A 25,915-nucleotide genomic window follows, 5' to 3' on the forward strand; every position below is an offset into this window, starting at 1 on the left:
GGCATTCACTCGATCCGTCTCTCCCTGCGCATGTGCGGCTGACCGACGCGCGTCGTGAGCGCTCCGATCCTCGTGCGCTCCGGCGGGTTTCCCCCGCGGATGAGCCACGCACGTCCCGCGTTCGAAACGGCATAGGGCGGCAGGTCGCGCATCCCGAGCAGCGTGCGCATCTCGCGTGTGCACTCGCTGGACACAAGCACCTCACCCTCTGCACGGCTGAGCTGCCACAGCGACCATTGCCGCTGCCACGCGTCGGCGTCTCCGAGCAGGACGAGTGGACTCGACGTCGAGCGTTCCTCACCGCGCAGCGTCTGCCGCACGTCGTCCAGGGCGCGGGCCGCCGCAGCAGTGTCAAACTCGCCGACGAGGCGGACATCGGCGTCTACACAGGTACGGCGCAGCGCCGTCGCCACCTCGGAGGGCCGCGTCGTGATGATCGCCGTCGTGGCGGACGTCGGCCACCACTCCGAGGGATCCGGCGCACCCGCCTCCGCCCCTCGGGCACCATCCGTATGGGCGGTCAATGCGAACTGCACCTCTCTCCCGTCCCACTGTGCGCGCCCTTCCGGCCGGTCCGCACGATACGCGCCCGGCTCCCCGCCCGCTGCAAGATGCTCACTCCGCGATCCCAGTCGCAGCACCGCACGTTGTCCGATCAGGTCGGCCAGCGGCGCGAGGGCCCCTGTGAGCCGTGACAGGCTGACGACGATCGTGGATGCTTCCGCGGCGCTGCGTCGCACGACCTGTTCCCACGCTCCGAGCCACTCGGCGGCGTAGTCGGGCGGGAACGCCGAAACTCGGGCGTCGAGATCGTCGCAGAGAAGCACAGGCGGCAGCGGACGTCGAGCCTGCGCGAGATCAGCCAGCAGGCTCCATGCGCCCTCCGGATCGCGGGGCACCTGAATCGCCTCCGGATGCTGAGTGCTCACCGCGCGGAGGACACTGCTCTTCCCCGTACCCGGACCGCCGATGACGACGAGTCCACGATCACCTCCGACGCGCAGCGCCCGGAGGGTCTGCCTCTGCTCGTCCGGTTCATCGGCCAAGCCAAGGATCAACCTGTCAGATGTCGCGACCTCGCCGGTCATCGAGAGCAGTTCACTGACCGTCACCTGGCTCGGCAGCGGCGGACGCCACGGGCTCCGCGCCCATCGGGCGTGCGCATGTCGCATTCCGATCCGACGGAGATCGCTCGCCCGGGTGAGGACGACGCGAAAAGGCACCGGCTCCGCATCCCGCGGACGGCGCGCCAGCGCGAGTCCGCGTCCGGCCGCGTCCCCGGGAAGGTGCGCGGCGTCGTCGACGCCCAGCACAGCCAGACTGTCGCCCGGGGAGCTGACGCGCAGGCTGACCCTCAGCGGGCAATTCGCGGCGAGCGCGTCGCGAATCACTCCGGAGGCGCGTTGCGTCCCCAAGATGAGGTGCATGCCGAGCGCCCGTCCTCGAGCAGCGATATCGGTGAAGACGGCGCCGAGATCAGGATGCTCCTGGAGAAGCGCGGCGAACTCATCGACAACGATCACCAGGCGAGGAAGGTCGGCTGAAGGATCGGTCACATTGCGTGCACCCACCGCCGAGAGAGCACGCTCACGACGACGCAGCTCGGCGCGCAGGCTCTGCACACCTCGCTCGGCCCCATCGCCGTCGAGATCGGTGATGACCGCGGCCACGTGCGGCAGTTCCCTCAGTGGGTCGAACGCGGTGCCCCCCTTGAAGTCCGCAAGCACGAAGACGACATCTTCTGGCCGGTACGCATTCGCCAACGCGACGACCCAGCTCACGAGCAGCTCGCTCTTTCCGGAGCCGGTCACGCCCGTGACGATTGCATGCGGGCCGTCCTCCACGAGATCCAGCACAAGCTCATCGCGCGCCTGACGCCCGAGAGCGGCGCGGAGTCCCCCGTCAGCCCGCAGCGGAGCATCCGTCTGCAGGTCATCCCAGCTGACGTGTGCAGGCAGTTCTTCGTCGATGTCATCCGCATGAGCGATCGCCTGGATGAGCGCCTCCGCCTGGGCTCGTGAGATCCCCTCGACGGTGCACTCACGCACTCCCGTCGCCGTGCGCAGCGAAGCGCCGAGAGGATCGGCGACATCGAGCACCGCCGCATAGCCCGGCGGCGTATCTGCTCCGCCGTCGAGCATCAGGATGCGCCCGTTCGCGGTGACCGCATCGGATGCATCATCAGAGACACCGAGCACCCAGGCAGTGCGCCGCGTACCTCGCAGATGAGCGAGTCCGGCGAGTCCCAGCTGCTCCGCCAGCGCACCGGTGATCCGCAACGCCTGCGGCGAGTACCGAAGACAGATCTGCACGATCAATCCGCGCACAACGGCACCTGCGATGGGAGCAGGTCCGCGAACACACACGCCGTCGGCCAGCGACACTGTGAGGGGCGCCGCATCCACTTCTCTCGCCCGCTCGCGAAACTCTCTCGCACGCTCCCCGTCGCCGCCAGTGACACGAAGGCTGCTGACCGTCGCGCCTCGTCCCATGGTCAGCGAAACTCCTGATTCGACGCTCGCACGTCGCAGTGTCTCCTCCTGCAGAAGGCTCGCGACATCCGGATGCGTCCGCAGCAGCGTGACCCGCTCCTGCTGCCGCCGCTGCGTGTGCTCGCGCTCGACACGCTCCCACTCTTCATCGTGCTCGGCTTTCGCACGTCGACTCTCGCGTCTGCGCTGGCGAGCGCCGTCGACGAACGAGGCCAGCAGCATCAGCGGACCGAGCGCTGCGAAGCAGAGGGAGAACAGCGAGCCGGTGACACCCCACAGCACGACACCGGAGACGACCGGCACAAGCGCCGCGAGGATGGGCAACGACGGCCGACGGGCTTCCTGCGGTGCGGTGGGAAGAGCAAGGGGTTCGGACAGATCCATCTGTCCAGTTCAGTGGCTCTGGCTGACGAGCGGTCCCGTCCGTCCGTGATCTGTGGATCAGTCCAGAACCGGGCCCGCTGGGGAGGATTCGTCGACGCGGGCGACATTCACGACGATCACCGTGACGTTGTCACGCCCACCGTTCTCCAGCGCCGCAGTCATCATGGCGTCGACAGCCGCCGCCGGATCGGCATTCTCGTTGAGAAAATGCTGGATCCCGTAGTCCGTCAGCTCTTTGGTCAAGCCGTCCGAGCAGATCACGAAGCGATCCCCGTCGTGCACGGCGAACTCACGGTAGTCCGGAGGAGCCTGCTCGCTCACGCCCACCGCGCGTGTGATTACGTTCGCGTACGGGTGGCCTTCGGCCTCCTCGGGGCTCAGCCGCCCCGCCGCCATGAGCTCCTGCACAACAGAGTGGTCTGTCGTGACCTGAGTCATCGCCTGGTCGCGCTGCAGGTACACGCGTGAGTCGCCGATGTTCATAGACACCCACCGCGCCGTGGCCTTCTCGCCCTCGTCCGCGGATGCCTGCACATCCAGATAGACGCCTGTGAGCGTGGTCCCGGTACCCTCGTCGGTGGTCTCCGGGTGATCCCGGATGTCCCCGACGGCCTTGTCGATCGCCTGCTCGATCGCAGATGCGGAGAGCGCTCCGGCCTTCACCGCAGCATGCAGTCGTGCAACCGTGCGCCGGCTCGCGACCTCTCCTCCGGCGTGTCCGCCCATGCCGTCCGCGACGACGAAGAGAGGGAACTCGGCCAGGAACGAATCCTGATTGCTGTCTCGGCGACGGCCGATGTCGGTGCGTCCTGCCCAGGTGACGGTGATCCGATCACCCGCGCCGAGGTCGACTTCCTGAGATGTAGCAGTCGACGCGTCAGTCACGGGATGCCTTTCGGAGTTCGAAATGAACGGCGGCCAAAGCCTCACCCATCGTAGTCGATGGGGTTCTGCCCCGACGTCACGCGGCCGGATCGGTGGGAAGCGGGAAGATCTCGTCGATCGCCGCGAGATCCGCAGCGTCCGGAGTCCATGCGCTCCCGGCACGCGCATTGTCCTCGATCTGAGCCGCGGACGTCGCACCCGCGATCACTGACGCGACTCCGGGCTGAGCGAGCGTCCAGCCGAAGGTCGCCTCCAGCATCGTGATGCCGCGTGCGTCGCAGAAGTCGCGATACGCGTCGAGCGCATCCCAGGGAGCGTTCTCCCAGAGATGCGAACGCGTGCGCATGATGCGGCTCTCCGCGGGTCCTCCGTCGCGTGTGAACTTTCCGGTGAGGAGGCCGTTATAGAGGGGGAAGTACGGGAAGACGCCGAGTCCGAATCGCGAAGCAGCCGGCAGCACCTCGCGCTCAGCGCCCCGCGCGAGCAGGGAATAGTGGTTCTGCGAGGAGATGAAGCGCCCGGTCGAACGGGCCTGGGCGGTGAGCTCGGCTTCAGCGATCTGCCACCCCGTGAAGTTCGAGTGACCGTAGTACCGGATCTTTCCCTCGCGCACGAGCTCGTCCAACGCGTCGATCGTCTCGGCGATCGGCGTCAGCACATCCGGCGTGTGCAGCTGGTACAGGTCGATCCAGTCCGTGCCCAGTCTCTGCAGCGACCGTTCCACCGCGTAGCGCACATAACGGCGGGAGCCGAGGCCCGCGGGGAACTCATACCCCATGGGCAGTTCGTTGTGGCCGAACTTCGTCGCGAGCACGACCCGATCCCGGCGCCCCTGGAGTGCCTCCCCCATCAGCGTCTCGCTGAGGCCGGGCTCACGACCGTAGATGTCTGCGGTGTCGAAGAAGGTGATGCCGCTGGCGATCGCGGCATCGATGACCTGTCGCGTGCCATCCAACGACTCGCTCGCCGTGCCGGCGCGGCCGAAGTTGTTGCACCCCAGCCCTACCGCAGAGACGATCAGACCAGAGGAACCTACGCGCCGTGAGAGTGCCGTCATGACTCCACGCTACCGCCTGAACGGCGAAGCCCCCGTTCCGAGGAACGGGGGCTTCGCACAGTGACGTCAGGCCGAAGGCTTGTTCGGGTCCACCGGAGGCACGGGAGGTGCCGGCGGGACGGGAGGTGCCGGCGGCGCCGGAGGCGCGGGCGGAGCCGGCGGCACAGCGGGGCCAGCGGCGGGGTCGACCGGAGCGGCCGGTGTCGTGTAGCCCTGCGGAGCGGGCGGAGCATAACCCTGCGGCGCCGGCGGAGCGTAACCCTGCGGAGCAGGAGCTGCGTAGCCCTGCGGCGCTGCCGCAGCCGACGGCTGAGCCGGGATGCCTTCCCAGACCGTCCGGTCACCCAGGAAGGCGTTTCCGCCCCACGGTGCCGGCGCGATCGCCGTGTTCCAGCGCGACTTGTCGAAGGCGTTGATACCCAGCCAGACGAGGGAGAGCAGGACGTAGAGCACGACCCAGACCGCTTCCTTCTGCAGCTTCAGGCCGACGCGCCATGCCGCGAGTGCCGTCAACGCCAGAATCGCGAACGGGATGAGCTGACCGACGACGGGGAGCCAGCTGAGGACTAACGATGCGCCGATGCCGTAGAGAACAAGCCACGGGCTGAGATCGCCGAGCTTGAAGAAGATCATGGTGTTGTACACAGGCACCCATGCACGCCACTTGCCCTGCACACCCGCCTTTTCGAAGATCTTCATGAGGAAGAGCGACCCGATGACGTAGAACGCCAGGCCGAAGAACGTGAAGAAGATGGCAAAGGCGGCCAACAGGGCCAGCGCGCCGCCATCGTAGCCGTAGCCGTAGTCAGGCATGGGTTCCTCCCAGGAGTAGTCACGCGAAAGGTTGCTTTCGCGCCCCTCAGATTAGCGGTAGAGCGCAGGGCGCCGATACCCCGTGCATAACGCGTTACGCCGGAACGACGAGTTCGATCGTTTCCGCAGCGTCCGTCGGACGCAGCGTCACATCGCTGTGGTCGGCCCAGGCGAAGAGCGCGTTCACAGAGTCGATGCGCGGTCGGTCCTCTGCCAGGCGACGCACCAGCGCGCCCTTCGCGTGCTTGTTGAAGTGATTGAGGGCACGCGTCGAACCCTCCTCGTCGGTGACGACGCGCACGTATGCGGATGCCACCGAATCCGGAATGGGACCCAGTGCCACGTACGCCTCGGAACGAAGATCGAGGATGAAGCGCGGATGCGACGCCGCGATCGACTCCGAGACCGCATCCGCCCACACCCGCCGCAGCGGCGGCACCCCGGGCAGGGAGACAGCGGCGCCCAGTCGGTAGGCGGGGATCGGATCGAGTGCTCCGACGGGACCGAACGGCGCACTGTGGATCCAGACGTGCTGCCCCAACCAGCGCCGCGCCGCGGCGGCGAGTGTCGACGCATCCAGCGCGTCGAAGAGCACGCCGGTGTAGCGGTCCACGGCCGGCATCGTCGCGGCCTCGCGCAGCGCCGCGTTGTGCGTGATCTCCCCGCGCTGGCGCGCGCTGAGCTTCAGCACGCGACTCGCGGCCTCCGGATCGGCCGCGAGTGCGATCAGCGCGTCCACCACACGATCGCGCTGCGGCTGTAACGAGGGCATCGCCAACGCGGCGGGCGACCACGGGGCCCCGGTGCCGCCGATGCGCTTCGTCTCGGACGGCGGAAGCAGGATCTTCACAGAGCGCTCCTTCAGGAACAGACCAGAACGGAAAGAAGCGGCGGGAAGACTCCGAAGAGCCTTCCCGCCGCTTCTGTTCAGAGAATCAGGCGATCAGTGCTGCGTTGCCCGCGACGATCGTGACGACGTTTCCCTCGCTGGAGAGGAAGCCGTCCTGAGCATTCGCGAGAACCTTCGTACCATCGGCCTGCGTGATACGAACCTGGCCCTCGGCAAGGATGGCCAGCATCGGCTCGTGTCCGGCCATGATGCCGATTTCGCCCTCGACGGTCTTGGCGACGACGAGCGTCGCCTCCCCCGTCCAGACCTCCGCCGTTGCGGAGACAAGGCTGACCTGAAGCGCCATGATCAGGCGTTCTCCTTCTGAATCTGAGCCCAGCGCTCTTCGACGTCGGAGATGCCACCGACGTTGAAGAAGGCCTGCTCGGCGACGTGGTCGAAGTCACCCTTGGCGATCGCGTCGAACGACTCGATGGTCTCCTTGAGCGGAACCGTCGAACCCTCGACACCGGTGAACTTCTTCGCCATGTAGGTGTTCTGCGAGAGGAACTGCTGGATACGACGGGCGCGAGCCACGACGATCTTGTCCTCTTCGGAGAGCTCGTCGACACCGAGGATGGCGATGATCTCCTGCAGTTCCTTGTTCTTCTGGAGGATCTGCTTGACGGTGGTCGCAACGCGGTAGTGGTCCTCGCCCAGGTAGCGGGGGTCCATGATGCGCGACGTCGAGGTCAGCGGGTCGATGGCCGGGTACAGACCCTTCGATGCGATCTCACGCGAGAGCTCGGTGGTCGCGTCGAGGTGCGCGAACGTGGTCGCAGGAGCCGGGTCGGTGTAGTCATCGGCCGGCACGTAGATCGCCTGCAGCGAGGTGATCGAGTGACCACGCGTCGAGGTGATGCGCTCCTGGAGGAGGCCCATCTCGTCGGCGAGGTTCGGCTGGTAACCCACGGCCGACGGCATACGACCGAGAAGCGTCGACACCTCAGAACCGGCCTGCGTGAAGCGGAAGATGTTGTCGATGAAGAGCAGCACGTCCTGCTTCTGCACGTCACGGAAGTACTCCGCCATCGTCAGAGCCGAGAGGGCGACGCGCAGACGCGTTCCCGGCGGCTCGTCCATCTGGCCGAAGACAAGGGCGGTCTTGTCGAAGACGCCCGCTTCTTCCATCTCGTGGATGAGGTCGTTGCCCTCACGGGTGCGCTCACCGACACCGGCGAACACCGACACACCACCGTGGTCCTGCGCCACGCGCTGGATCATCTCCTGGATGAGGACGGTCTTACCGACACCTGCACCACCGAAGAGACCGATCTTTCCACCCTGCACGTAGGGGGTCAGGAGGTCGATCGACTTGATGCCGGTCTCGAACAGCTGCGTCTTGGACTCGAGCTGGTCGAAGTTCGGAGCCTCGCGGTGGATCGGCCAGCGCTCGGTGATCTCGATCTGCTCACCGGGCTCGGCGTTGAGCACCTCGCCGATGACGTTGAAGACCTTGCCCTTGGTGACGTCACCGACGGGCACCGAGATCGGAGCACCGGTGTCGCGAACCTCCTGGCCACGGACGATGCCGTCCGTGGGCTTCAGGGCGATGGCGCGAACCAGGTCGTCACCGAGGTGCTGGGCAACCTCGAGCGTGATCTCCGTCGAGGACTCACCGATCGTGATGGTCGTCTTCAGAGCGTTGTAGATGTCAGGAATCGAGTCGTGCGGGAACTCGATGTCGACGACGGGTCCGTTGACGCGCGCGACGCGCCCGACGACCGCAGTCGTGGCCTGCTCGGCCGTGGCGGTGGAAGTCATTTCTTCGTCTCTTTCGTGAGGGTCTATTTGCTCGACGCCAGAGCGTCGGCGCCACCGACGATCTCGGCGATCTGCTGAGTGATCTCGGCCTGACGTGCGTTGTTGCGCAGGCGGGTGTAGTCGGTGATGAGCTTGTCGGCGTTGTCGCTGGCCGACTTCATCGCCTTCTGCGTCGCGGCCTGCTTTGCGGCCGACGACTGCAGCAGCGCGTTGAAGACGCGGCTCTGGATGTACACCGGCAGGATCGCGTCCAGCACCGTCTCGGCATCCGGCTCGAACTCGTAGAGCGGGTAGACGGCGCTGGAAGCCTCCGTCTCATCCGACTCGACGATCTCGAGCGGGAGCAGGCGGACCGTCTCCGGCGACTGCGTCATCATGCTCACGAAGCGGTTGAAGACGAGGTGGATCTCATCGACGCCACCTTCCTCACCGCCGCGCGAGAATGCCTCGAGCAGCGTCGCCGAGATCTCCTCTGCGGTCTGGAACTGCGGAGTGTCGGTGTCACCCGTCCACTCAGCAGCTGCCTCCAGGCCACGGAACTGGAAGAACCCGACAGCCTTGCGGCCGACCAGGTAGAACACCGGCTCCTTGCCCTGCGAACGCAGCAGCTCGGCCACCTCGAGGCCCTCACGGAGGATCTGCGAGTTGAACGCGCCGGCAAGACCGCGGTCCGAGGTGAAGATCACGACCGCAGAGCGGCGGATCGTCTCGGGCTCACGGGTGAGCGGGTGATCGACGTTGGAGTGCGTCGCGACGGCGGACACAGCCCGGGTCACGGCACGCGCGAAGGGTGACGACGCCTTGACGCGTGCCATCGCCTTCTGAATGCGCGAAGCCGCGATGAGCTCCATCGCCTTCGTGATCTTCTTGGTCGTCTGAGCAGAAGAGATCTTCTGCTTGTAGACCCTAAGTTGAGCGCCCATAGTTCGTCTCCAGCGCGATTAGGCGCGACGACCCTTGACGATCTTCTCCTGGTTGACGTCCTCAGCATCGGCAGCGCCGTGCTCCTCGTGACCGGGAGCACCGATCGCGTGGCCCTTGCCGCCCTGGAACTCCACGATGAACTCGTCGGTGCGCTTCTCCAGCTCGGCAACCGTGGCGTCGTCAAGAACGTTGGTCTCGCGCAGGGTGTCGAGGATCGAGGTGTTGCGACGCAGGTAGTCGAGCAGCTCGCGCTCGAAGCGCAGCACGTCTTCGACCTCGATCGTGTCGAGCTTGCCGTTCGTGCCGGCCCAGATCGAGACGACCTGGTCTTCGACGGGGTACGGCGAGTACTGCGGCTGCTTGAGCAGCTCGGTCAGACGCGCACCACGGGCAAGCTGACGACGCGAAGCCGCGTCGAGGTCGGATGCGAACATCGCGAATGCCTCGAGCGAGCGGTACTGCGCCAGCTCGAGCTTCAACGTACCCGAGACCTTCTTGATCGACTTGACCTGAGCGTCACCACCGACACGCGACACGGAGATACCCACGTCGACTGCGGGACGCTGGTTGGCGTTGAACAGGTCGGACTGGAGGAAGATCTGGCCGTCGGTGATCGAGATCACGTTGGTCGGGATGTACGCCGAGACGTCGTTGGCCTTCGTCTCGATGATCGGGAGACCTGTCATCGAGCCTGCGCCGAGCTCATCGGAGAGCTTTGCGCACCGCTCCAGCAGACGGGAGTGCAGGTAGAAGACGTCACCCGGGTATGCCTCACGGCCCGGCGGACGACGCAGGAGGAGCGACACGGCGCGGTAGGCCTCGGCCTGCTTCGACAGGTCATCGAAGATGATGAGGACGTGCTTGCCGCCGTACATCCAGTGCTGACCGATAGCCGAGCCGGTGTAGGGGGCGAGGTACTTGAAGCCGGCGGGGTCCGACGCGGGAGCGGCGACGATCGTCGTGTACTCCATGGCGCCGGCCTCTTCGAGCGCGCCCTTGACGGAGGCGATCGTCGAGCCCTTCTGGCCGATGGCGACGTAGATGCAGCGAACCTGCTTGTTGACGTCGCCCGACGCCCAGTTGTCCTTCTGGTTGATGATCGTGTCGATCGCCAGAGCGGTCTTACCCGTCTGACGGTCACCGATGATCAGCTGACGCTGGCCACGGCCGACGGGGATCATGGCGTCGATGGCCTTGACACCGGTCTGCATGGGCTCGTGCACGCTCTTGCGCTGCATGACGCCCGGCGCCTGCAGTTCGAGCTCACGCACACCCTCGGTGGCGATCTCGCCGAGACCGTCGATGGGCTGACCCAGGGGGTCGACCACGCGGCCGAGATAGCCGTCGCCGACGGGGACCGAGAGGACCTCGCCGGTACGGGTGACTTCCTGGCCGGCCTGAACGCCGGTGAAGTCGCCGAGGACGACGACACCGATCTGGTGCTCGTCGAGGTTCAGCGCGAGGCCCTTGGTGCCGTCCGCGAACGTGACGAGCTCGTTTGCCATGACGCCCGGCAGCCCCTCAACGTGAGCGATGCCGTCGGCTGCGTCGATGACCGTGCCGACCTCGGTCGCCGAAGCGCCGGTGGGCTCGTAGGCGGCGACGAAGTCCTTCAGCGCGTCACGGATGACGTCGGGGCTGATCGATAGTTCTGCCATTGTCTTCCCTTTGGTTCTAAGAGGGGTGCGCGGTCACCCGCGCGAAGTCTGAGTTAGCCCGCGAGCTTCTGACGAAGATCGGCGAGCCGCGCGGAGATGCTGCCGTCGATGACATCGTCTGCGACCTGCACACGCAGACCGCCGACGACCGAGGAGTCGATCACCTGGTTGAGCGACACCTGCGCACCGTAGCGACGCGAGAGGCTCTCGCCGAGGCGAGCGCTCTGCTCCGCGGTGAGCGGGGATGCCGTGTGCACCGTGGCGACGATGCGGCCGCGCTGTGCCGAGACGATGCGCATGGCACGGCTCAGCAGCTGACGGACGCGACGCTCACGGGGGTCACGGACCAGCGACGAGACGATGAGCGCGGATGCTGCGCCGACCTTGCCTGTCAGCAGGCGCTCGATCAGCGCGCTCTTCGCCGCGCCGTCTCCGAGCCGGCTGCCGAGCGCAAGCTCGAGCTCCGGGTTCTCGGCGACGATGCGCAAGACGGCGAACAGCTCGCTCTCGATGTCACTGGAGGGCTCGCCGCTTGCCGCTGCGCGGATGGCGAGCTCTTCGATCCCGTCGACCAGGTCCGCGGCGCTGGACCAGCGCTGTGCGACGACGACCGCGAGTGCCTCCTGAACCGTTGCGGATGCTCCGGAGAAGACAGTGGTGATGACGGCGGCCCGGGCCGAAGCCGGAGCAGCCGGATCTGCCAGCGCGCCGCTCAGCTGGGAGGTCTCCCCGATCAGCCGAGCAGCTGCGAACAGCTCACCAGCGGTCTCGAGGGTGACGCCCTTCGCTGCGGCAAGCGCCTCTGTGGATGCCGCGAGTGCCTGAGTGGTCGCGCTGCCCATTACTGAGCCGCCTTCTCGGATGCCTCGAGGTCAGCGAGGAAGCGGTCGACCACGGCCGACGCGCGAGCGTCGTCCGACAGCGTCTCGCCCACCACGCCACCGGCGAGGTCGAGCGCAAGCGTTCCGACCTCCGAGCGCAGCGAGACGAAAGCGGCCTGGCGCTCTGCCTCGATCTGCGAGCTGGCGGCTGCGGTCACGCGTGCGGCCTCGACGGTCGCAGCGGTCTTGGCCTCGGCGACGATCTTCTTGCCGTCCTCACGGGCAGCCTCACGGATCTCGCCGGCCTCGACGCGTGCCTCGGCGAGCTGGCGGGTGTACTCCTCCAGCGCGGCCTCAGCCTGCTTCTGCGCCTCGTCAGCCTTGGCGATGTTGCCCTCGATGGCAGCAGAGCGCTCATCGAGCATCGTCGTGAGTCGCGGGATGATGACCTTCCAGAACGCCACCAGGATGATGACGAAGCACACCGCCGACCAGATGATGTCGTAGTACGCCGGAAAGAGCGGGTTGGGCGCCTCTTCCGCGGCAATGACAAGAGTGCTCAGCATCCTGTCTCCTTAGGTGTTTTGGTCGCTGGATCAGAAGCCGAAGATGAAGCCGGCAGCGATGCCGATGAAGGCGAGCGCCTCGGTGAAGGCGATACCGATCCACATGAGGACCTGCAGGCGACCGGCGAGCTCGGGCTGACGGGCGACACCCTCGATCGTCTTGCCGACGACGATACCCACACCGATAGCCGGGCCGATGGCTGCGAGGCCGTAGCCGACCGCTGCGAGCGAGCCAGAAACATCTGCAAGAACCGTAGTTGCGTCCACGGGGGTTTTCCTTTCGATTGGTGGGCAGGCGAGCGCCTGTCCCCTTTAGTGCTCTTCTGCGACTGCGAGCTGGATGTAGACCGCAGTCAGGATGGTGAAGACGTAGGCCTGGAGGAACGCCACCAGGAGTTCGAACAGCGTGAAGGCGAGGCCGAAGGCGCCGGTGCCGACACCGAGGGCGGCCCAGAACCCACCGAGTCCGAAGATGAAGAACTGCGTGGCCGAGAAGAACAGGACGAGCATGAGGTGCCCGACGATCATGTTCATCAGCAGACGCAGCGTCAGCGTGACCGGACGGATGATGAAGGTCGAGAGGAACTCGAGCGGCGTCACGATGAGGTAGAGCCCCTTGGGCACACCGCTCGGGAACAGCGCGTTCTTGAAAAAGCCCTTGGGGCTCTTCTTGATACCCGCATAGATGAAGGTCACATAGGAGACGATCGCAAGCAGGAGAGGAACCGCGATCACCGAGGTACCGGCGATGTTGATACCCGGAATGATGCCCGTGATGTTCATGAACAGGATCATGAAGAACATCGTCATGAGGATCGGCAGGAACCGATCTCCGTCCTTGCGTCCGAGCAGATCGTGCGCGATGTTGACGCGAACGAAGTCGAAGCCCATCTCGGCGATGCTCTGGAAGCGAGTCGGGACGAGACGCAGCTTGCGAGTCGCAAGGAGGAAGATCACCAGCAGAACGACCGTGGCCAGGATCTGCGCGAGGTTGATGCGCGTGAACGCGAACGGAGTTCCTTCAAACGCGATGATCGGGGGGAAGAACTCCCAGATCGACGGTGGGTGGAACGTCGGATCCTCAGTGGCGGTAGCGATGAGAGTCGCGGCTTGAGTCAACGTTGTGGCTCCAGCTTCGTATGCGCCGAACGAAGTCGGAGCGAAGGGCGGATGAGAGTCGTCCGCGGCGGCGCTGTCACACGAAGGTCCGGCACACTGCCAGCGGGAACAAGTTCAGCCTAGCAAACGTTCAGCGTGCTCACGAACCGAGCGAGGGCTTTTTCGGCTCGCTTTCCTCGATCGTATGCGGCTGCTCGGCGGCATCCGCGGCAGAGGCCGCAGCGAGGTCCTCCGCTGTCGGAAGCGTGACATCGCTGACGTGCGGCAGACGACTGCGCGTCAGGACGACCACGTCGATCACCAGGGTCACCAGGATGCTCACGACGACGGCGATGAAGAACACGAGAGGGTGGATCCAGTCCTGCCCGCGCAGAACGAACAGGACCACGAGGAACAGCACGAACTTCAGCAGCCATCCCCCGAGCACCGCGCCGAAGAAGATCGGCACATAGAGCGCATCGCCGTACCACCGGTTCGCGATGAGGATGCTGATGCCGGTGATCCCGAGGAAGATCGCGGCCAGGATGATGCCGGCCAGCGCGCTGAAGAGCCCTGGAGTCCCCGCGAGAGTCACTCCGAGGATGGCGCCGACGACGGCGAGGACCAGGGTGGCTACCGCGCTCCACAGCAGGGTCCGCCGCAGGATCGGCGTGCTCGTGACGGGGCTGGTGGACGTGGCGTTCATGCAGACTCCTGCGTTGTCGTCCGCGACCGGGCAGGTCGCGAGGCGTGTGAGGGAAGGAAGGTGACGACGAGGCAGGCAGCGACGCCCACCACTCCGAAGGCGACACCGGGCAAGTAGTCGCCGATCCACGCTTCCCGCGTACCGAGGTACATCAGCAGCACCGCGATCGAGATGACCGCGGTCCATGCATAGAAGATGAGGACGGCGTCGCGATCACGGTGGCCGAGATCCAGCATCCGGTGATGCAGGTGCTTGCGATCGGGCGAGAACGGAGAGCGCCCCGCTCCCATCCGGCGGAGCACGGCGAGCCCGAAGTCGAGCAGTGGCAACAGGACCACTGCGACAGGAAGCAGGATCGGGATGAACGCACCGAGCAGCTGGGAGCGCCCGAACTCCTCGGCGTTCAGCATGGTCGGGTTGACCTCGCCGGTGATGGCCACGGCGGATGTCGCCATGAGCAGTCCGAGCACAAGGGCGCCAGAGTCCCCCATGAAGAGCTTCGCCGGGCTCCAGTTCATCGGAAGGAAGCCGATGCAGGCGCCGATCAGCACCGCGGCGAGGAAGGAAGCGAGGTTGAAGTAGCTGCTCGCCCCTGTGTCACGCGCGAGCATGTAGGAGTAGGCGAAGAACACGCCGTTGGCGATCAGTGCCACACCGGCGACGAGTCCATCGAGACCGTCGATGAAGTTCATCGCGTTCATGACGATCACGATCGCGAACATCGTGATCACGATGCTGAGCCAGCTCGAGCCCACGACGAGCTCGCCGAGCGGCAGCGAAAGGATCTGGAGGCCGCCGACCACGGTGATCAGGCCCGCGGCGAGGAACTGCGCCCCGAGCTTGATCATCCAGTCGACGTCGAGAAGGTCGTCGATCACACCGATCACGGCGATCAGGAGCGCGGCGCTGAGGATCGCCCACATCGTCTCAGGCCGGGCCCAGAGGTTGCTGAAGAACGGATGCGCCGCAGAGACGCCGAACGCGGCGGCAATCGCCAGGAACATGGCGACACCGCCCAGGCGCGGCGTCGGAGTTGTGTGGACGTCGCGTTCACGGATCCCGGGATACAGCTTGAAGCGCAGGCTGAGCTGCCAGACGCCCCAGGACATCGCCAGCGTGATCGCGGCCGTCAGGATGATCGTGAAGAGATACTGCTTCACGCTGGCTCGTCCGGTGCCTCGAGGATGTCACCGAGAACGCGGTGAAGCTCATCGCGGCTCACTGCTCCGAGGCGCAGGATGCGCACCTTCGCGTCTTCTCCCCCGGGACGCACCAGTGAGGTGGCGTCGACGATGGTGGATGCAATGCCCGTGGCGCTCGGCCCGTTGTCGAGGTACACCGAGACGCTCTCACCGAGCATCTGCTTCGCCGCGGTCACGGCAATCGCTGCATCGCGTCCGGTGAGGTTCGCGCTGGACACGGCAAGCGGACCGGTCTCTTCGAGCAGCTCGAGCGTCGCGTGCAGGTCGGGCATGCGCACAGCCACGGTTCCCTGGGTGTCGCCGAGATCCCACATCAGAGACGGCTGCGCGGGCAGCACGATCGTCAGCCCTCCGGGCCAGAACTCCTCGACGAGCCGCTCGACGGGTTCGGGGACCGACTCGGTGAGCGCCGTCAGCGTCGCGCGCCCCGGCACGAGGACGGGCGGTGGCTGGTTGCGACCGCGGCCCTTCGCGTCAAGCAGTCGCTGCACGGCGGCGGGGTTGAAGGCGTCAGCGCCCACCCCGTAGACGGTGTCGGTGGGGAGCACGATGAGCTCACCCCGGCTGATGGCCTGGCGCGCATGGCGCAATCCGGTGAGGAGCTGATCTGCGTCACGGCAGTCGAAGACAGAGGACATGGCGACGCCATTCTACGCGGGGCGGCCTCGGAGCGCGCTGCGCGCGGCGCTTCGGGCCATCAGCGGGGCGGACGGATCGCGGTGGTCGCGCGGTCACGCTGGGTGAGGTCACGATGCGTGGCCGTCGCCAGCCAGCCGTCCGCGTCGAGGATGGCCCGGATCGCCTCCCCCTGCAACTCACCGTGTTCCAGGACGAGGGTGCCGCCTCCGTGAAGCAGGAACTGCGCCCGCGTGCTGAGCACACGCACGATGTCCAGACCATCGGGTCCGCCGTAGAGCGCCATCGCCGGATCGAACAGGCGCACCTCCGGATCGCGCGGAATCGCGGCATCCGGAACGTACGGCGGGTTCGAGATCACGACCGTGGCCTGCCCCTCGAGCTCGTCGAACGCGGACGCGAGGTCGGCGTGCACGAGAGTGAGGTTGTCCGCCGCCGCGGTGTTGCGCGACGCCCACGGGAAAGCGTCCGGTGAGAGCTCCGCAGCGAAGATCCGGGCGTGGGGCACCTCCGTCGCCATGGCCAGGGCGATCGCCCCGCTGCCCGTGCCGAGGTCGATCCCGATCGGATCCGCGGATGCTGCCGCCTGCAGCGCATCGATCGCGTACTGCACGACCACCTCCGTCTCCGGACGCGGGACGAAGACGCCGGGGCCGACGGCGAGTTCGAGATGCCGGAACGCCGCGACGCCGGTGATGTGCTGCAGCGGCTCGCGGGCAGCACGGCGGTCGACCAGCGCCGTCAGTCGCGCAGCATCCGTCTCGGTCATGACGTCGCCGCGGATCATCGCGGCCTGGACTCCGCCGCGGGACATGCCGAGCACATGCGCTGCGAGCAGTTCCGCGTCGACGGACGCGTCGACGATGCCGACCTCGCTCAGGCGCTGCGCGACGCCGCGGAGAAGGGCTGCAAGAGAAGTGTCTGAGGAGGATGGCACGATTACTCAGCCTAGCGACCGCTTATTTTGGCGTCATATTCGCCCCTCTGAAAGGCGGCTCGCCTAGGCTGATCCGGCACGACAGTCCCGCATCGCCGCGTCCGGCGCACGTACCCGAAAGGCACTTCCATGGCAGGCATTCACTCCGACATCACGACGGCCTTCGGCAACACTCCTCTGGTGCGCCTGAACCGTGTGACCGAAGGACTGGGCGCCACCGTCCTGGTCAAGCTCGAGTCCTACAACCCGGCTTCCAGCGTGAAGGACCGCATCGGCATCGCCATGATCAACGCCGCAGAGGCGTCGGGCGAACTCCAGCCCGGTGGGACGATCGTCGAGTCAACCAGCGGCAACACCGGCATCGCCCTGGCGATGGTCGGTGCGGCGCGTGGCTACCGCGTGATCCTGACGATGCCCGCGTCGATGTCCAAGGAGCGTCGCGTCCTGCTCAAGGCGTTCGGCGCTGAGCTCGTGCTCACCGACCCCACCAAGGGCATGTCCGGTGCCATCGAAGAGACGAAGCGCCTCGTCGAGGAGATCCCGGGCGCCGTCTGGGCCCGCCAGTTCGAGAACGCCGCCAACCCGCAGATCCACCGCGAGACCACCGCTCAGGAGATCCTGCGCGACACCGACGGCGACGTCGACATCTTCATCGCGGGCGTCGGCACCGGCGGCACCGTCACAGGCGTCGGCAGCGCGCTGAAGGCCGCGAAGCCCGGCGTGCACATCATCGCCGTGGAGCCGAAGGACTCCCCCGTCCTCAGCGAAGGCACCCCCGGCCCGCACAAGATCCAGGGCATCGGACCGAACTTCGTCCCCGCGATCCTCGACCGCGACGTCATCGACGAGATCGTGACCGCAGACTTCGACGAGTCGCTGCGTGTCGCCCGCGACCTCGCCGCGAAGGAAGGCCTCCTCGTCGGCATCTCCTCCGGCGCCGCCGTCTCCGCGGCTCTGACAGTCGCGGCCCGACCGGAGAACGCCGGCAAGACGATCGTCGTCGTCGCTCCTGACACCGGGGAGCGCTACATCTCAACCGCTCTCTTCGAGGACCTCCGCGAGGACTGACACTTGGCACTGCTGGCGCGAATGCGCGAAGACGTTGCTGCGGCACGACTTCGCGATCCGGCCGCGCGCACTGGCTTCGAAGTCGCGGTCCTGTACCCCGGGTTGCACGCGATCTGGGCGCATCGCGTCAATCACGCGCTCTGGCGGCGTGGTCTGCGGTTCCCGGCGCGGCTGGGATCGCAGATCACCCGCTGGCTGACCGGAATCGAGATCCACCCCGGCGCCCAGATCGGCCGACGGTTCTTCATCGACCACGGCATGGGCGTCGTCATCGGAGAGACCACGGAGATCGGCGACGACGTGATGCTCTACCACGGCGTGACTCTCGGCGGTCGCCAGCGCTCTGCGGGCAAGAGGCACCCCACCATCGGCGACCGGGTCATGATCGGCGCCGGAGCGAAAGTCCTCGGGCCCGTTGTGCTCGGCGACGACGCCATGGTCGGCGCGAACGCGGTCGTGACGAAGGACGCACCGGAAGGGGCAGTCCTCACTGGAATCCCTGCGAAGGCACGTACCCGCAAGCCGGACGACGACACGGTCGCCCTGCTGACCGTGCCCGACTACGCCATCTGAGGCTCAGCGCTCGCGGCGCTCCTCCACCTTCTTCTTCAGGAAGATCAGCGGCAGCAGGATCGCGCCGAGAGCCGTGACCACCCACACGATCACCGCGCCCAGAATCCACGCCAGCGCACCCGAGATGCGCAGACCGCCGATCGGCAGCAGCACGACGACGATCAGCGACACCAGCGTGGAGATGATGCCGATGCCGCCGAGCAGCACCGGCGCATAGCGCTTGGCCATCACGGTGATCCACGGCGCCAGCACGCTCTGCAGCACGGTGAAGATCACGATGCAGATGACGAAGCCCCACCACTTGTCCCACTCGATTGTGAACCCGTCGAGCAGCAGGTCGGCCGCGAGGAGTCCGAGCCCAGCCGAGACGATCAGGATCAGAGTGCGAAAAAGGAAGGTGATCACAGGGCTGAGCCTAGCGGCGCGCTCCCCCGCCTGTCACGGACGGCGCGCGGGGACGGACCTCAGTTGTCGTCAGAGCCGATCGCGGCAAGCTGCGCCTCTTCGTCGGCGCGGATCGCCGATTCGATGAGCGGGTCCAGAGCACCGTCCATCACCTGGTCGAGGTTGTAGGCCTTGTAGCCGGTCCGGTGATCCGCGATGCGGTTCTCCGGGAAGTTGTAGGTGCGGATCCTCTCGGAGCGATCCATGCCCCGAATCTGCGACTTGCGTGCGGCGGATGACGCCGCATCCAACTCTTCCTGCTGGCGGGCGAGGATGCGCGCACGGAGCACTCGCATCCCGGCCTCGCGGTTCTGCAGCTGCGACTTCTCGTTCTGCATCGACACGACGATGCCGGTGGGCAGGTGCGTGATGCGCACGGCGGAGTCGGTGGTGTTCACGGACTGCCCGCCGGGGCCAGACGAACGATAGACATCGATCTTGAGGTCATTCGCATTGATCGCGACCTCTTCGGGCTCGTCGACCTCGGGAAAGACGAGCACCCCGGTCGTCGAAGTGTGGATGCGCCCCTGCGATTCGGTCGCGGGGACACGCTGCACGCGGTGCACGCCACCCTCGTACTTGAGGTGCGCCCACACTCCCTGAGCGGGGTCGGACGAGGATCCCTTGATCGCGACCTGCACGTCTTTGTAGCCGCCGAGGTCGGACTCGTTGCGCTCCAGGAGCTCGGTCTTCCACCCCTTTGACGCGGCGTACTGGATGTACATGCGCAGAAGATCGGCAGCGAAGAGCGCACTCTCCGCGCCGCCCTCGCCACCCTTGATCTCCAGGATCACGTCTCGCGCGTCGTCCGGATCCCGCGGGATCAGCAGGCGGCGCAGCTTCTCCTGTGCCGCCTGCAGCCCCTCTTCGAGTGCGGGGATCTCCTCGGCGATCGACTCGTCGTCGCGCGCCAGCTCACGCGCCACCTCGAGATCGTCGCCGGCGGCGATCCAGTCCTCGTGCGCTTTGACGATCTTGCTCAGCTCGGCGTACCGACGATTGACGCGCTTGGCGCGCGCCGCATCAGCGTGCACTTCGGGGTCGGAGAGCTCTTTCTCGACCTCTTTGTGCTCTGCGATAAGAGCCTGGACTGATTCGAACACGAGGGATCCCGATCAGCGCGCGATCAGCGGATGCTGTTCTCGTGACCGTGGCTGTGCCCGGTCGCGGGAGGCGTCGGGATCGACTTCTGCATCTGCACGAGGAACTCGACGTTCGACTGCGTCTCCTTGAGCTTTCCGAGGACGACTTCGAGTGCCTGCTGCGGGTCGAGGCCTGCGAGGGCGCGACGCAGCTTCCAGGTGATCTTGACCTCGTCGGGCGAGAGCAGCATCTCTTCGCGGCGCGTGCTCGATGCGTTCACATCGACCGCGGGGAAGATCCGCTTGTCGGCCAGCGCACGCGACAGACGGAGCTCGCTGTTGCCCGTGCCCTTGAACTCCTCGAAGATCACGTCGTCCATCTTGGAGCCGGTCTCGACGAGCGCGGTCGCGAGGATCGTGAGGGATCCGCCGTTCTCGATGTTGCGCGCGGCTCCGAAGAAGCGCTTGGGCGGGTAGAGCGCCGAGGCATCGACGCCACCGGTGAGCACGCGACCCGAGGCGGGAGCCGCCAGGTTGTAGGCGCGACCGAGGCGGGTGATCGAGTCGAGGAGCACGACGACGTCGCGACCGAGCTCCACGAGGCGCTTGGCCCGCTCGATGGCGAGTTCAGCGACCGTGGTGTGGTCTTCTGCCGGACGGTCGAAGGTCGAGGCGATGACCTCACCCTTGACCGTGCGCTGCATGTCGGTGACCTCTTCGGGGCGCTCGTCCACGAGCACGACCATGAGGTGCACTTCGGGGTTGTTCTGCGCGATCGCGTTCGCGATCTGCTGCAGGACGATCGTCTTACCGGCCTTGGGCGGTGCGACGATGAGGCCGCGCTGGCCCTTGCCGATGGGAGCGACGAGGTCGATGATCCGCTGCGTCAGCTTCTCGGGTGCCGTCTCCAGGCGCAGGCGCTCCTGCGGGTACAGCGGCGTCAGGTTGCCGAACTCCACGCGCGTAGCGGCGTCGTCGACGGAGAGGCCGTTGACCGAGTCGACCTTCACGAGAGCGTTGTACTTCTGGCGCCCCTGCTGCTCGCCCTCACGGGGCTGCTTGATGGCGCCGACCACGGCATCGCCCTTGCGCAAGTTGTACTTCTTGACCTGGCCGAGCGAGACGTAGACGTCGCTCGGGCCCGACAGGTAACCGGTCGTGCGCACGAAGGCGTAGTTGTCCAGGACGTCGAGGATGCCCGCGATCGGGATGAGGACGTCGTCCTCACCGATCTCGGTCTCGAACTCGTCGGATGCCCCGCCACCGCGGCGCTTGTTGCGCTGACGGCCACGGCCGGAGCCCTCGTCATCGGAGTTGGACGAGTCCTGCGCACCGCCCTGACGGCCGCTCTCGTTGTTCTGCTGGCCGTTGCCGTTGCCACCGCTGTTGCGGTTGCGGCTGCGGCTGCGGCTGCGGCTGCGGCTGCGGCCGGTCGACTCCTCGCCGTCGGACTCTGCGCCCGACGCGCTGTCGTCGCCGCCGGCAGCGGGTGCCGTGGTGTCGTTCTTGGCGTCGGAGTTCGACGATTCGGTGCTGCTGTTATCGGCTGCCTGGTCTGCGGCGGCATCTGCGGCCGGCGCATCCGTCTTCTTCGCACCGCGGGCGTTGCGCGCGGGACGCTTTTTCGGCTCGGCGTCAGCGTCAGCGGCAGGCGCCTCGGGCGCCGGCTCGGTGGCCGGAGCCTCAGCCGTGGCCTCGGCGGCCTTGGTGGCGCGGGTCTTGCGGGCACGAGGTGCCTTGGCCGGTGCTTCCTCAGCGGCGGCCTCGGCGGGCGCCTCAGCTGCCGGGGCTTCAGCGTCATCGGTCTTCTTCGCACGGGGCGCGCGACGCGGGGCCTTCGCCTTGGGTGCGTCCTCGGCCGCGGGGGCATCCGCCGCCGGCGCGGCAGCAGCGGGCGCGGCCTCGGTGGCCGCAGCCTCGGTGGAGGCCGTAGTCGCGCGACGCGGAGCGCGCTTGCGCGCCGGCGCCTTGGTCTCTGCTGCCTCAGCGGCAGGAGTCTGAGATTCGTTCTGGGTCTCGGAGATTGTCTCCACGAGTACTCCTCTTGTAAGTCGTGGGTATGAGCATGACGCGCAGAGATTGCTGCGCGCGGCCGCACGATTTCACGCGCCGGATAGAACAGTCAGCGCATGCCATCGTGGCTCGAAGAGCCGGACGGAAGGTGCGGGTGTCGCAGAGTGCGATGAAGGCCGAGTCACGATCGTGACGAAGAAGCCTCCGCTCGGTTCTTTACTGTACCACCCCGCACATCGACGGCGACCATTCGATGCTCCCAGGGAGTGTCGGTGACCGTATCGGCCACACGCGCCGCTTCGAGACGCTGCCCCGGGCCATCCGCAAGCACGAGCACGCTGGGTCCTGCACCCGAGACGACCGCCGCGAAACCATGCGCCCGCAGCGCCTGCACGAGACGATGGGTCTCCGGCATCGCCGAGGCACGGTAGTCCTGATGCAGGCGGTCGGCCGTCGCATCCAGGAGCAGTTCGGGGCTCTGCGTGAGCGCCGCGATCAACAGCGCAGATCGCGAGAGGTTGAAGACCGCGTCCTCTCGCGGCACCTGCAGAGGCTGCAGACTGCGCGCCGCCTTGGTGGACATCGTGTATCCGGGGACGAGGACGAGCGGCGAGACTCCGCGGTGCACCAGCAGCTTCTTGTGCTGCGGGAACCCGTCGTCGCCCATCCAGGCGATCGTGAGTCCGCCGAAGAGCGCGGGAGCCACATTGTCGGGGTGTCCTTCGAGCTCGGTCGCGAAGCGCAGCAGGTCGTCATCGCTGAGCTCGACGTCTCCGGCGAGCAGCCCCTTCGCGGACAGCACACCCGCGGCCACGGCCGCACCGGACGATCCGAGTCCGCGACCGTGCGGTACCCCGTTGACCGCTTCGAGGCGGATGCCGGGCATCTCGCGTTTCACGTCGGCGAAGACGTGCGCGATCGAGCGCACGACCAGGTTCGACGCGTCGCGAGAGATCTCCTCCGCGCCGGAGCCCTCGACCTCGATCTCGACGCCCGGATGCGGCAATGCCGTCACCAGAACGTCGTCGTACATGCTGAGCGCGAGACCGAGTGTGTCGAATCCCGGGCCGAGATTGGCGCTGGTCGCCGGAACGCGCACGGCGACGCTCCGGCCGATCATCGGAGCCGCTGGGCTCATTTCACTCCCCTTCTACGCGCAGCACCGATGCCACGCGCGTGACCACAGAACTCTCCGCGAGGCGCGTGACCGTGTCGCTGAGAGCCTGCTCCGTTGCCTGGTGGGTGCCGATCACCAGGCGCGCGGTGGCGTCGCCTGCGTTCTCGACCGTTTGCATCGCGGTGGCGACGGAGACCTGCTCTTCGCTGAGGATGCCAGCGACAGTTGCCAGCACGCCCGGAAGGTCGGCGACCTCGAGCGTGATCTGGTAGCGCGTGGTGATGCGCCCGATTCGTGCCGTGGGCAGGCTCTGGCGGGGCGTCTCGCCCACACCGACACCGCCTGCGATGTGCCGACGGGCCGCCGAGACGACGTCGCCCAGCACGGCGGAGGCTGTCTGCACGCCACCCGCACCTGCGCCGTAGAACATCAGCGGGCCCGCTGCCTCTGCCTCGACGAAGACGGCGTTGTTTCCGCCGTGAACGCTCGCGAGCGGGTGCTCACGGCTGATGAGCGCCGGGTACACGCGCACCGAGATCGCCTCGCCTTCGGCATCCGCGATGCGCTCGCAGACCGCGAGCAGCTTGATGACGGAACCCGCGCGGCGCGCGTCCTCGATCATGTCGGCGGTGACGTCGGAGATGCCCTCGCGATACACGTCGTCGATCTCGACGCTCGTGTGGAACGCGAGGCTCGCGAGGATCGCGGCCTTCTGCGCGGCGTCGTACCCCTCGAGGTCGAGCGTCGGATCGGCTTCGAGGTAGCCGAGCTCCGTCGCGATGCGCTGCGCCTCTTCTGCCGACAGGCCCTGGCGGTCCATGCTGTCGAGGATGAAGTTCGTGCTGCCGTTGACGATGCCGAAGATGCGCACGATGCGGTCACCGGCGAGCGAGTCGCGCAGCGGACGGATGATCGGGATGGCGGCCGCGACCGCGGCCTCGTACGACACGGATGCACCGACCTGATCGGCGAGCTCGAAGATCTCGGCGCCGTGCGTGGCGAGAAGCGCCTTGTTGCCGGTGACGACATCCGCGCCGGAGCGGAGCGCGGCGAGCACGTGGGTGCGCGCAGGCTCGATGCCGCCCATCAGCTCGATGACGATGTCTGCACCGAGGATGAGCGACTCCGCGTCGGTCGTGAGGAGCTCACGAGGAAGCGGCACGTCGCGCGGAGCATCCGGATCGCGCACCAGGATGCCGGCGAGCTCCAGCCGCGCGCCGCTGCGCTCGGCGAAATCATCGGCGTGCTCCTGCAGAAGCCGTGCCACCTGGGATCCGACGGAACCAGCGCCCAAGAGGGCGACTCGGAGGGTGCGTTGCTCGGTCATGCTTCTCCTTCTCCGGCGCGAGTGCCGGGTGCCGGGGCGATGCCCAGGTCGCGTGCGAGGACGTCTTCGAGCGTCTCGCCGCGGACGATGACGCGGGCCTCGCCGTCGCGCACGGCGACGACGGCGGGACGCGGCGCCTGGTTGTAGTTGCTTGAGAGCGAGTAGCAGTAGGCGCCAGTCGCCGGCACCGCAAGCAGGTCGCCCGGGGTGACATCACCGGGCAGGTACTCGTGGTCGACGACGATGTCACCGGATTCGCAGTGCGAGCCGACGACGCGCACCAGGGCGGGCACCTCGTCGCTCGTGCGCGAGGCGATGCGTGCGGAGTACTGGGCGCCGTAGAGCGCGGGGCGAGCGTTGTCGCTCATGCCGCCGTCGACGCTGACGTACAGACGATCGCCGCGCTCGCCGAGCGAGACGTTCTTGGTCGTGCCGACCTCGTAGAGTGTCACGCCCGCCTGGCCGATGACGGAGCGTCCGGGTTCGAAGGCGAGCTCCGGGAGCGGAAGTCCGCGGACCTCGCACTCGCGTGCGACCGCGTCGACGACTGCGGAGGCGAGCTCAGGGAACGGCGTCAGCTGGTCGACCCGGGTATAGGCGATGCCGAAACCGCCACCGAGATTCAGGGTGGACACGGGACCACCGGCGAGAAGGGTCGCGTAGAGCTCGACGACGCGCGAGGCTGATTCGACGAAGCCCGCGGCCCCGAAGATCTGAGAGCCGATGTGGCAGTGGATGCCACCGAACTCAAGGCTCGGGATCTCGCGGATCCGGGCGACCGACACCGGCGCCGCGTCCAGCGGGACGCCGAACTTCTGATCTTCGTGCGCGGTCGCGAGGAAGTCGTGCGTCTCGGCGTGCACGCCAGTGTTGACTCGGACGAACACGCGCTGCACCACGCCGCGTCGCGCAGCGATGGCCGCGATGCGCTCGATCTCGATCGCACTGTCGACGACGATCGCGCCGATGCCGACCTCGATCGCGCGCTCCAGCTCGGAGACGCGCTTGTTGTTGCCGTGATAGCCCATGCGGGCAGGGTCTGCTCCCCCGGCGAGAGCCGTCTCGAGCTCACCGCGGCTGCAGACGTCGACACAGAGTCCTTCTTCGGTGACCCAGCGGACGACCTCGGCACTCATGAAGGCCTTGCCTGCGTAGTAGACCCGGGCATCGGTGCCGTGGGCCTGAGCGGCACCACGCAGGGCATCGTGCATACCCCGGGCGTGCGCGCGCACCTCGGTCTCGTCGAGAACGTACAGCGGGGTGCCGTACTTCGTCCGCAGCTCGGCGACCCCGACGCCGCCGATCGCGAGCGCACCGTCGGCGTCGCGCTGAGCGGATGCCGGCCAGACCGTTGCCGGCAGATCGTTGGCGTCGTCAGGAACCTGGAGCCAGTGGGGGGCAAGAGCGTCGTCGGGCAAAGCGGAGAGCACAGAGCACCAATCGTGGGGGAAGTTCTCGG

25 protein-coding genes are annotated in these 25,915 nt (G+C 66.9%); 2 read left to right on the forward strand and 23 right to left on the reverse strand.

What is annotated here, in order from left to right:
* Nucleotides 1-5 precede the first annotated feature (5 nt).
* The 17 genes from JOD62_RS01845 to prmC form a co-directional block, all read right to left on the reverse strand.
* Entirely contained in the window at nucleotides 6-2,876 is a 2,871-nt protein-coding gene (locus JOD62_RS01845) for an FtsK/SpoIIIE domain-containing protein (RefSeq protein ID WP_204937635.1), read from the reverse strand.
* A gap of 57 nt (nucleotides 2,877-2,933) precedes the next feature.
* Entirely contained in the window at nucleotides 2,934-3,761 is an 828-nt protein-coding gene (locus JOD62_RS01850) for a PP2C family protein-serine/threonine phosphatase (RefSeq protein WP_271171587.1), read from the reverse strand.
* 76 nt (nucleotides 3,762-3,837) lie between these two features.
* Nucleotides 3,838-4,818: an aldo/keto reductase gene (locus tag JOD62_RS01855; RefSeq protein ID WP_204937637.1), complete on the reverse strand. Its 981-nt coding sequence runs from the start codon at nucleotides 4,816-4,818 to the stop codon at nucleotides 3,838-3,840.
* Between the two features lie 66 nt (nucleotides 4,819-4,884).
* Nucleotides 4,885-5,631: a large exoprotein gene (locus JOD62_RS01860; protein WP_204937638.1), complete on the reverse strand. Its 747-nt coding sequence runs from the start codon at nucleotides 5,629-5,631 to the stop codon at nucleotides 4,885-4,887.
* A gap of 94 nt (nucleotides 5,632-5,725) precedes the next feature.
* Nucleotides 5,726-6,481: a YaaA family protein gene (locus tag JOD62_RS01865; RefSeq protein WP_204937639.1), complete on the reverse strand. Its 756-nt coding sequence runs from the start codon at nucleotides 6,479-6,481 to the stop codon at nucleotides 5,726-5,728.
* An 85-nt stretch (nucleotides 6,482-6,566) separates the two neighbouring features.
* Nucleotides 6,567-6,827, reverse strand: coding sequence for a F0F1 ATP synthase subunit epsilon (locus JOD62_RS01870; protein ID WP_204937640.1), 261 nt, complete (start codon nucleotides 6,825-6,827; stop codon nucleotides 6,567-6,569).
* Nucleotides 6,828-6,829: 2 nt separating this feature from the next.
* On the reverse strand, nucleotides 6,830-8,284 hold the full coding sequence (atpD, locus tag JOD62_RS01875) for a F0F1 ATP synthase subunit beta (RefSeq protein ID WP_204937641.1): 1,455 nt from the start codon (nucleotides 8,282-8,284) through the stop codon (nucleotides 6,830-6,832).
* A 23-nt stretch (nucleotides 8,285-8,307) separates the two neighbouring features.
* Nucleotides 8,308-9,207, reverse strand: coding sequence for a F0F1 ATP synthase subunit gamma (locus JOD62_RS01880; RefSeq protein WP_204937642.1), 900 nt, complete (start codon nucleotides 9,205-9,207; stop codon nucleotides 8,308-8,310).
* Between the two features lie 18 nt (nucleotides 9,208-9,225).
* Entirely contained in the window at nucleotides 9,226-10,866 is a 1,641-nt protein-coding gene (atpA, locus tag JOD62_RS01885) for a F0F1 ATP synthase subunit alpha (protein WP_204937643.1), read from the reverse strand.
* A 53-nt stretch (nucleotides 10,867-10,919) separates the two neighbouring features.
* The gene (locus JOD62_RS01890; RefSeq protein ID WP_204937644.1) at nucleotides 10,920-11,708 is read right to left on the reverse strand and encodes a F0F1 ATP synthase subunit delta; all 789 of its coding nucleotides are present in this window, start codon (nucleotides 11,706-11,708) and stop codon (nucleotides 10,920-10,922) included.
* Nucleotides 11,708-12,253: a F0F1 ATP synthase subunit B gene (locus JOD62_RS01895; RefSeq protein WP_204937645.1), complete on the reverse strand. Its 546-nt coding sequence runs from the start codon at nucleotides 12,251-12,253 to the stop codon at nucleotides 11,708-11,710. Before JOD62_RS01895 ends, JOD62_RS01890 begins: the two co-directional genes overlap by 1 nt.
* A 30-nt stretch (nucleotides 12,254-12,283) precedes the next feature.
* On the reverse strand, nucleotides 12,284-12,520 hold the full coding sequence (gene atpE, locus JOD62_RS01900; protein WP_204937646.1) for an ATP synthase F0 subunit C: 237 nt from the start codon (nucleotides 12,518-12,520) through the stop codon (nucleotides 12,284-12,286).
* 45 nt (nucleotides 12,521-12,565) lie between these two features.
* Nucleotides 12,566-13,372, reverse strand: coding sequence for a F0F1 ATP synthase subunit A (gene atpB / locus JOD62_RS01905; protein ID WP_239526514.1), 807 nt, complete (start codon nucleotides 13,370-13,372; stop codon nucleotides 12,566-12,568).
* A 139-nt stretch (nucleotides 13,373-13,511) separates the two neighbouring features.
* Entirely contained in the window at nucleotides 13,512-14,057 is a 546-nt protein-coding gene (locus JOD62_RS01910; RefSeq protein ID WP_204937647.1) for a hypothetical protein, read from the reverse strand.
* Nucleotides 14,054-15,217: an MraY family glycosyltransferase gene (locus JOD62_RS01915; RefSeq protein ID WP_204937648.1), complete on the reverse strand. Its 1,164-nt coding sequence runs from the start codon at nucleotides 15,215-15,217 to the stop codon at nucleotides 14,054-14,056. The genes JOD62_RS01910 and JOD62_RS01915 overlap by 4 nt, the downstream gene beginning before the upstream one ends.
* Entirely contained in the window at nucleotides 15,214-15,897 is a 684-nt protein-coding gene (locus tag JOD62_RS01920) for an L-threonylcarbamoyladenylate synthase (protein WP_204937649.1), read from the reverse strand. The genes JOD62_RS01915 and JOD62_RS01920 overlap by 4 nt, the downstream gene beginning before the upstream one ends.
* A gap of 59 nt (nucleotides 15,898-15,956) precedes the next feature.
* The gene (gene prmC, locus JOD62_RS01925; RefSeq protein WP_204940014.1) at nucleotides 15,957-16,835 is read right to left on the reverse strand and encodes a peptide chain release factor N(5)-glutamine methyltransferase; all 879 of its coding nucleotides are present in this window, start codon (nucleotides 16,833-16,835) and stop codon (nucleotides 15,957-15,959) included.
* Nucleotides 16,836-16,961: 126 nt separating this feature from the next.
* Here prmC and cysK point away from each other — a divergent pair, with 126 nt between their 5' ends.
* Together cysK and epsC are read left to right on the forward strand one after the other, a co-directional pair.
* Nucleotides 16,962-17,900, forward strand: coding sequence for a cysteine synthase A (gene cysK / locus JOD62_RS01930; protein WP_204937650.1), 939 nt, complete (start codon nucleotides 16,962-16,964; stop codon nucleotides 17,898-17,900).
* Nucleotides 17,901-17,903: 3 nt separating this feature from the next.
* Nucleotides 17,904-18,473, forward strand: coding sequence for a serine O-acetyltransferase EpsC (gene epsC / locus JOD62_RS01935; RefSeq protein WP_204937651.1), 570 nt, complete (start codon nucleotides 17,904-17,906; stop codon nucleotides 18,471-18,473).
* 3 nt (nucleotides 18,474-18,476) lie between these two features.
* Here the strand turns inward: epsC and JOD62_RS01940 are convergent, their stop codons facing one another.
* From JOD62_RS01940 to lysA, 6 genes are all read right to left on the reverse strand, one after another.
* On the reverse strand, nucleotides 18,477-18,878 hold the full coding sequence (locus tag JOD62_RS01940; RefSeq protein ID WP_204937652.1) for a phage holin family protein: 402 nt from the start codon (nucleotides 18,876-18,878) through the stop codon (nucleotides 18,477-18,479).
* Nucleotides 18,879-18,937: 59 nt separating this feature from the next.
* Nucleotides 18,938-20,020 carry a peptide chain release factor 1 gene (gene prfA / locus JOD62_RS01945; RefSeq protein WP_204937653.1) on the reverse strand — a complete coding sequence of 361 codons (1,083 nt, stop codon included), beginning with the start codon at nucleotides 20,018-20,020 and terminating at the stop codon, nucleotides 18,938-18,940.
* Nucleotides 20,021-20,043: 23 nt separating this feature from the next.
* Complete coding sequence (gene rho, locus JOD62_RS01950) at nucleotides 20,044-22,032, reverse strand: transcription termination factor Rho (protein WP_204937654.1); 1,989 nt, start codon at nucleotides 22,030-22,032, stop codon at nucleotides 20,044-20,046.
* A 161-nt stretch (nucleotides 22,033-22,193) separates the two neighbouring features.
* On the reverse strand, nucleotides 22,194-23,150 hold the full coding sequence (thrB, locus tag JOD62_RS01955; protein WP_204937655.1) for a homoserine kinase: 957 nt from the start codon (nucleotides 23,148-23,150) through the stop codon (nucleotides 22,194-22,196).
* A 1-nt stretch (nucleotide 23,151) separates the two neighbouring features.
* Nucleotides 23,152-24,456, reverse strand: a complete 1,305-nt coding sequence (locus JOD62_RS01960) for a homoserine dehydrogenase (protein ID WP_204937656.1) — start codon at nucleotides 24,454-24,456, stop codon at nucleotides 23,152-23,154.
* The gene (gene lysA / locus JOD62_RS01965) at nucleotides 24,453-25,886 is read right to left on the reverse strand and encodes a diaminopimelate decarboxylase (protein WP_271171589.1); all 1,434 of its coding nucleotides are present in this window, start codon (nucleotides 25,884-25,886) and stop codon (nucleotides 24,453-24,455) included. The genes JOD62_RS01960 and lysA overlap by 4 nt, the downstream gene beginning before the upstream one ends.
* Nucleotides 25,887-25,915: the final 29 nt, after the last annotated feature.

Origin of the sequence: Microbacterium keratanolyticum (genome assembly GCF_016907255.1) — a bacterium.
In the GTDB taxonomy this organism is placed as follows: Bacteria; Actinomycetota; Actinomycetes; order Actinomycetales; family Microbacteriaceae; genus Microbacterium; species Microbacterium keratanolyticum.

Bases quoted from the DNA above. Each gene is read 5' to 3' on its own strand.
- JOD62_RS01845 (WP_204937635.1), bottom strand. From the start codon at position 2,876: ATGGATCTGTCCGAACCCCTTGCTCTTCCCACCGCACCGCAGGAAGCC.
- JOD62_RS01855 (WP_204937637.1), bottom strand. From the start codon at position 4,818: ATGACGGCACTCTCACGGCGCGTAGGTTCCTCTGGTCTGATCGTCTCT.
- JOD62_RS01860 (WP_204937638.1), bottom strand. From the start codon at position 5,631: ATGCCTGACTACGGCTACGGCTACGATGGCGGCGCGCTGGCCCTGTTG.
- JOD62_RS01870 (WP_204937640.1), bottom strand. From the start codon at position 6,827: ATGGCGCTTCAGGTCAGCCTTGTCTCCGCAACGGCGGAGGTCTGGACG.
- atpD (WP_204937641.1), bottom strand. From the start codon at position 8,284: ATGACTTCCACCGCCACGGCCGAGCAGGCCACGACTGCGGTCGTCGGG.
- JOD62_RS01880 (WP_204937642.1), bottom strand. From the start codon at position 9,207: ATGGGCGCTCAACTTAGGGTCTACAAGCAGAAGATCTCTTCTGCTCAG.
- atpA (WP_204937643.1), bottom strand. From the start codon at position 10,866: ATGGCAGAACTATCGATCAGCCCCGACGTCATCCGTGACGCGCTGAAG.
- JOD62_RS01890 (WP_204937644.1), bottom strand. From the start codon at position 11,708: ATGGGCAGCGCGACCACTCAGGCACTCGCGGCATCCACAGAGGCGCTT.
- JOD62_RS01895 (WP_204937645.1), bottom strand. From the start codon at position 12,253: ATGCTGAGCACTCTTGTCATTGCCGCGGAAGAGGCGCCCAACCCGCTC.
- JOD62_RS01910 (WP_204937647.1), bottom strand. From the start codon at position 14,057: ATGAACGCCACGTCCACCAGCCCCGTCACGAGCACGCCGATCCTGCGG.
- JOD62_RS01920 (WP_204937649.1), bottom strand. From the start codon at position 15,897: ATGTCCTCTGTCTTCGACTGCCGTGACGCAGATCAGCTCCTCACCGGA.
- cysK (WP_204937650.1), top strand. From the start codon at position 16,962: ATGGCAGGCATTCACTCCGACATCACGACGGCCTTCGGCAACACTCCT.
- thrB (WP_204937655.1), bottom strand. From the start codon at position 23,150: ATGAGCCCAGCGGCTCCGATGATCGGCCGGAGCGTCGCCGTGCGCGTT.
- JOD62_RS01960 (WP_204937656.1), bottom strand. From the start codon at position 24,456: ATGACCGAGCAACGCACCCTCCGAGTCGCCCTCTTGGGCGCTGGTTCC.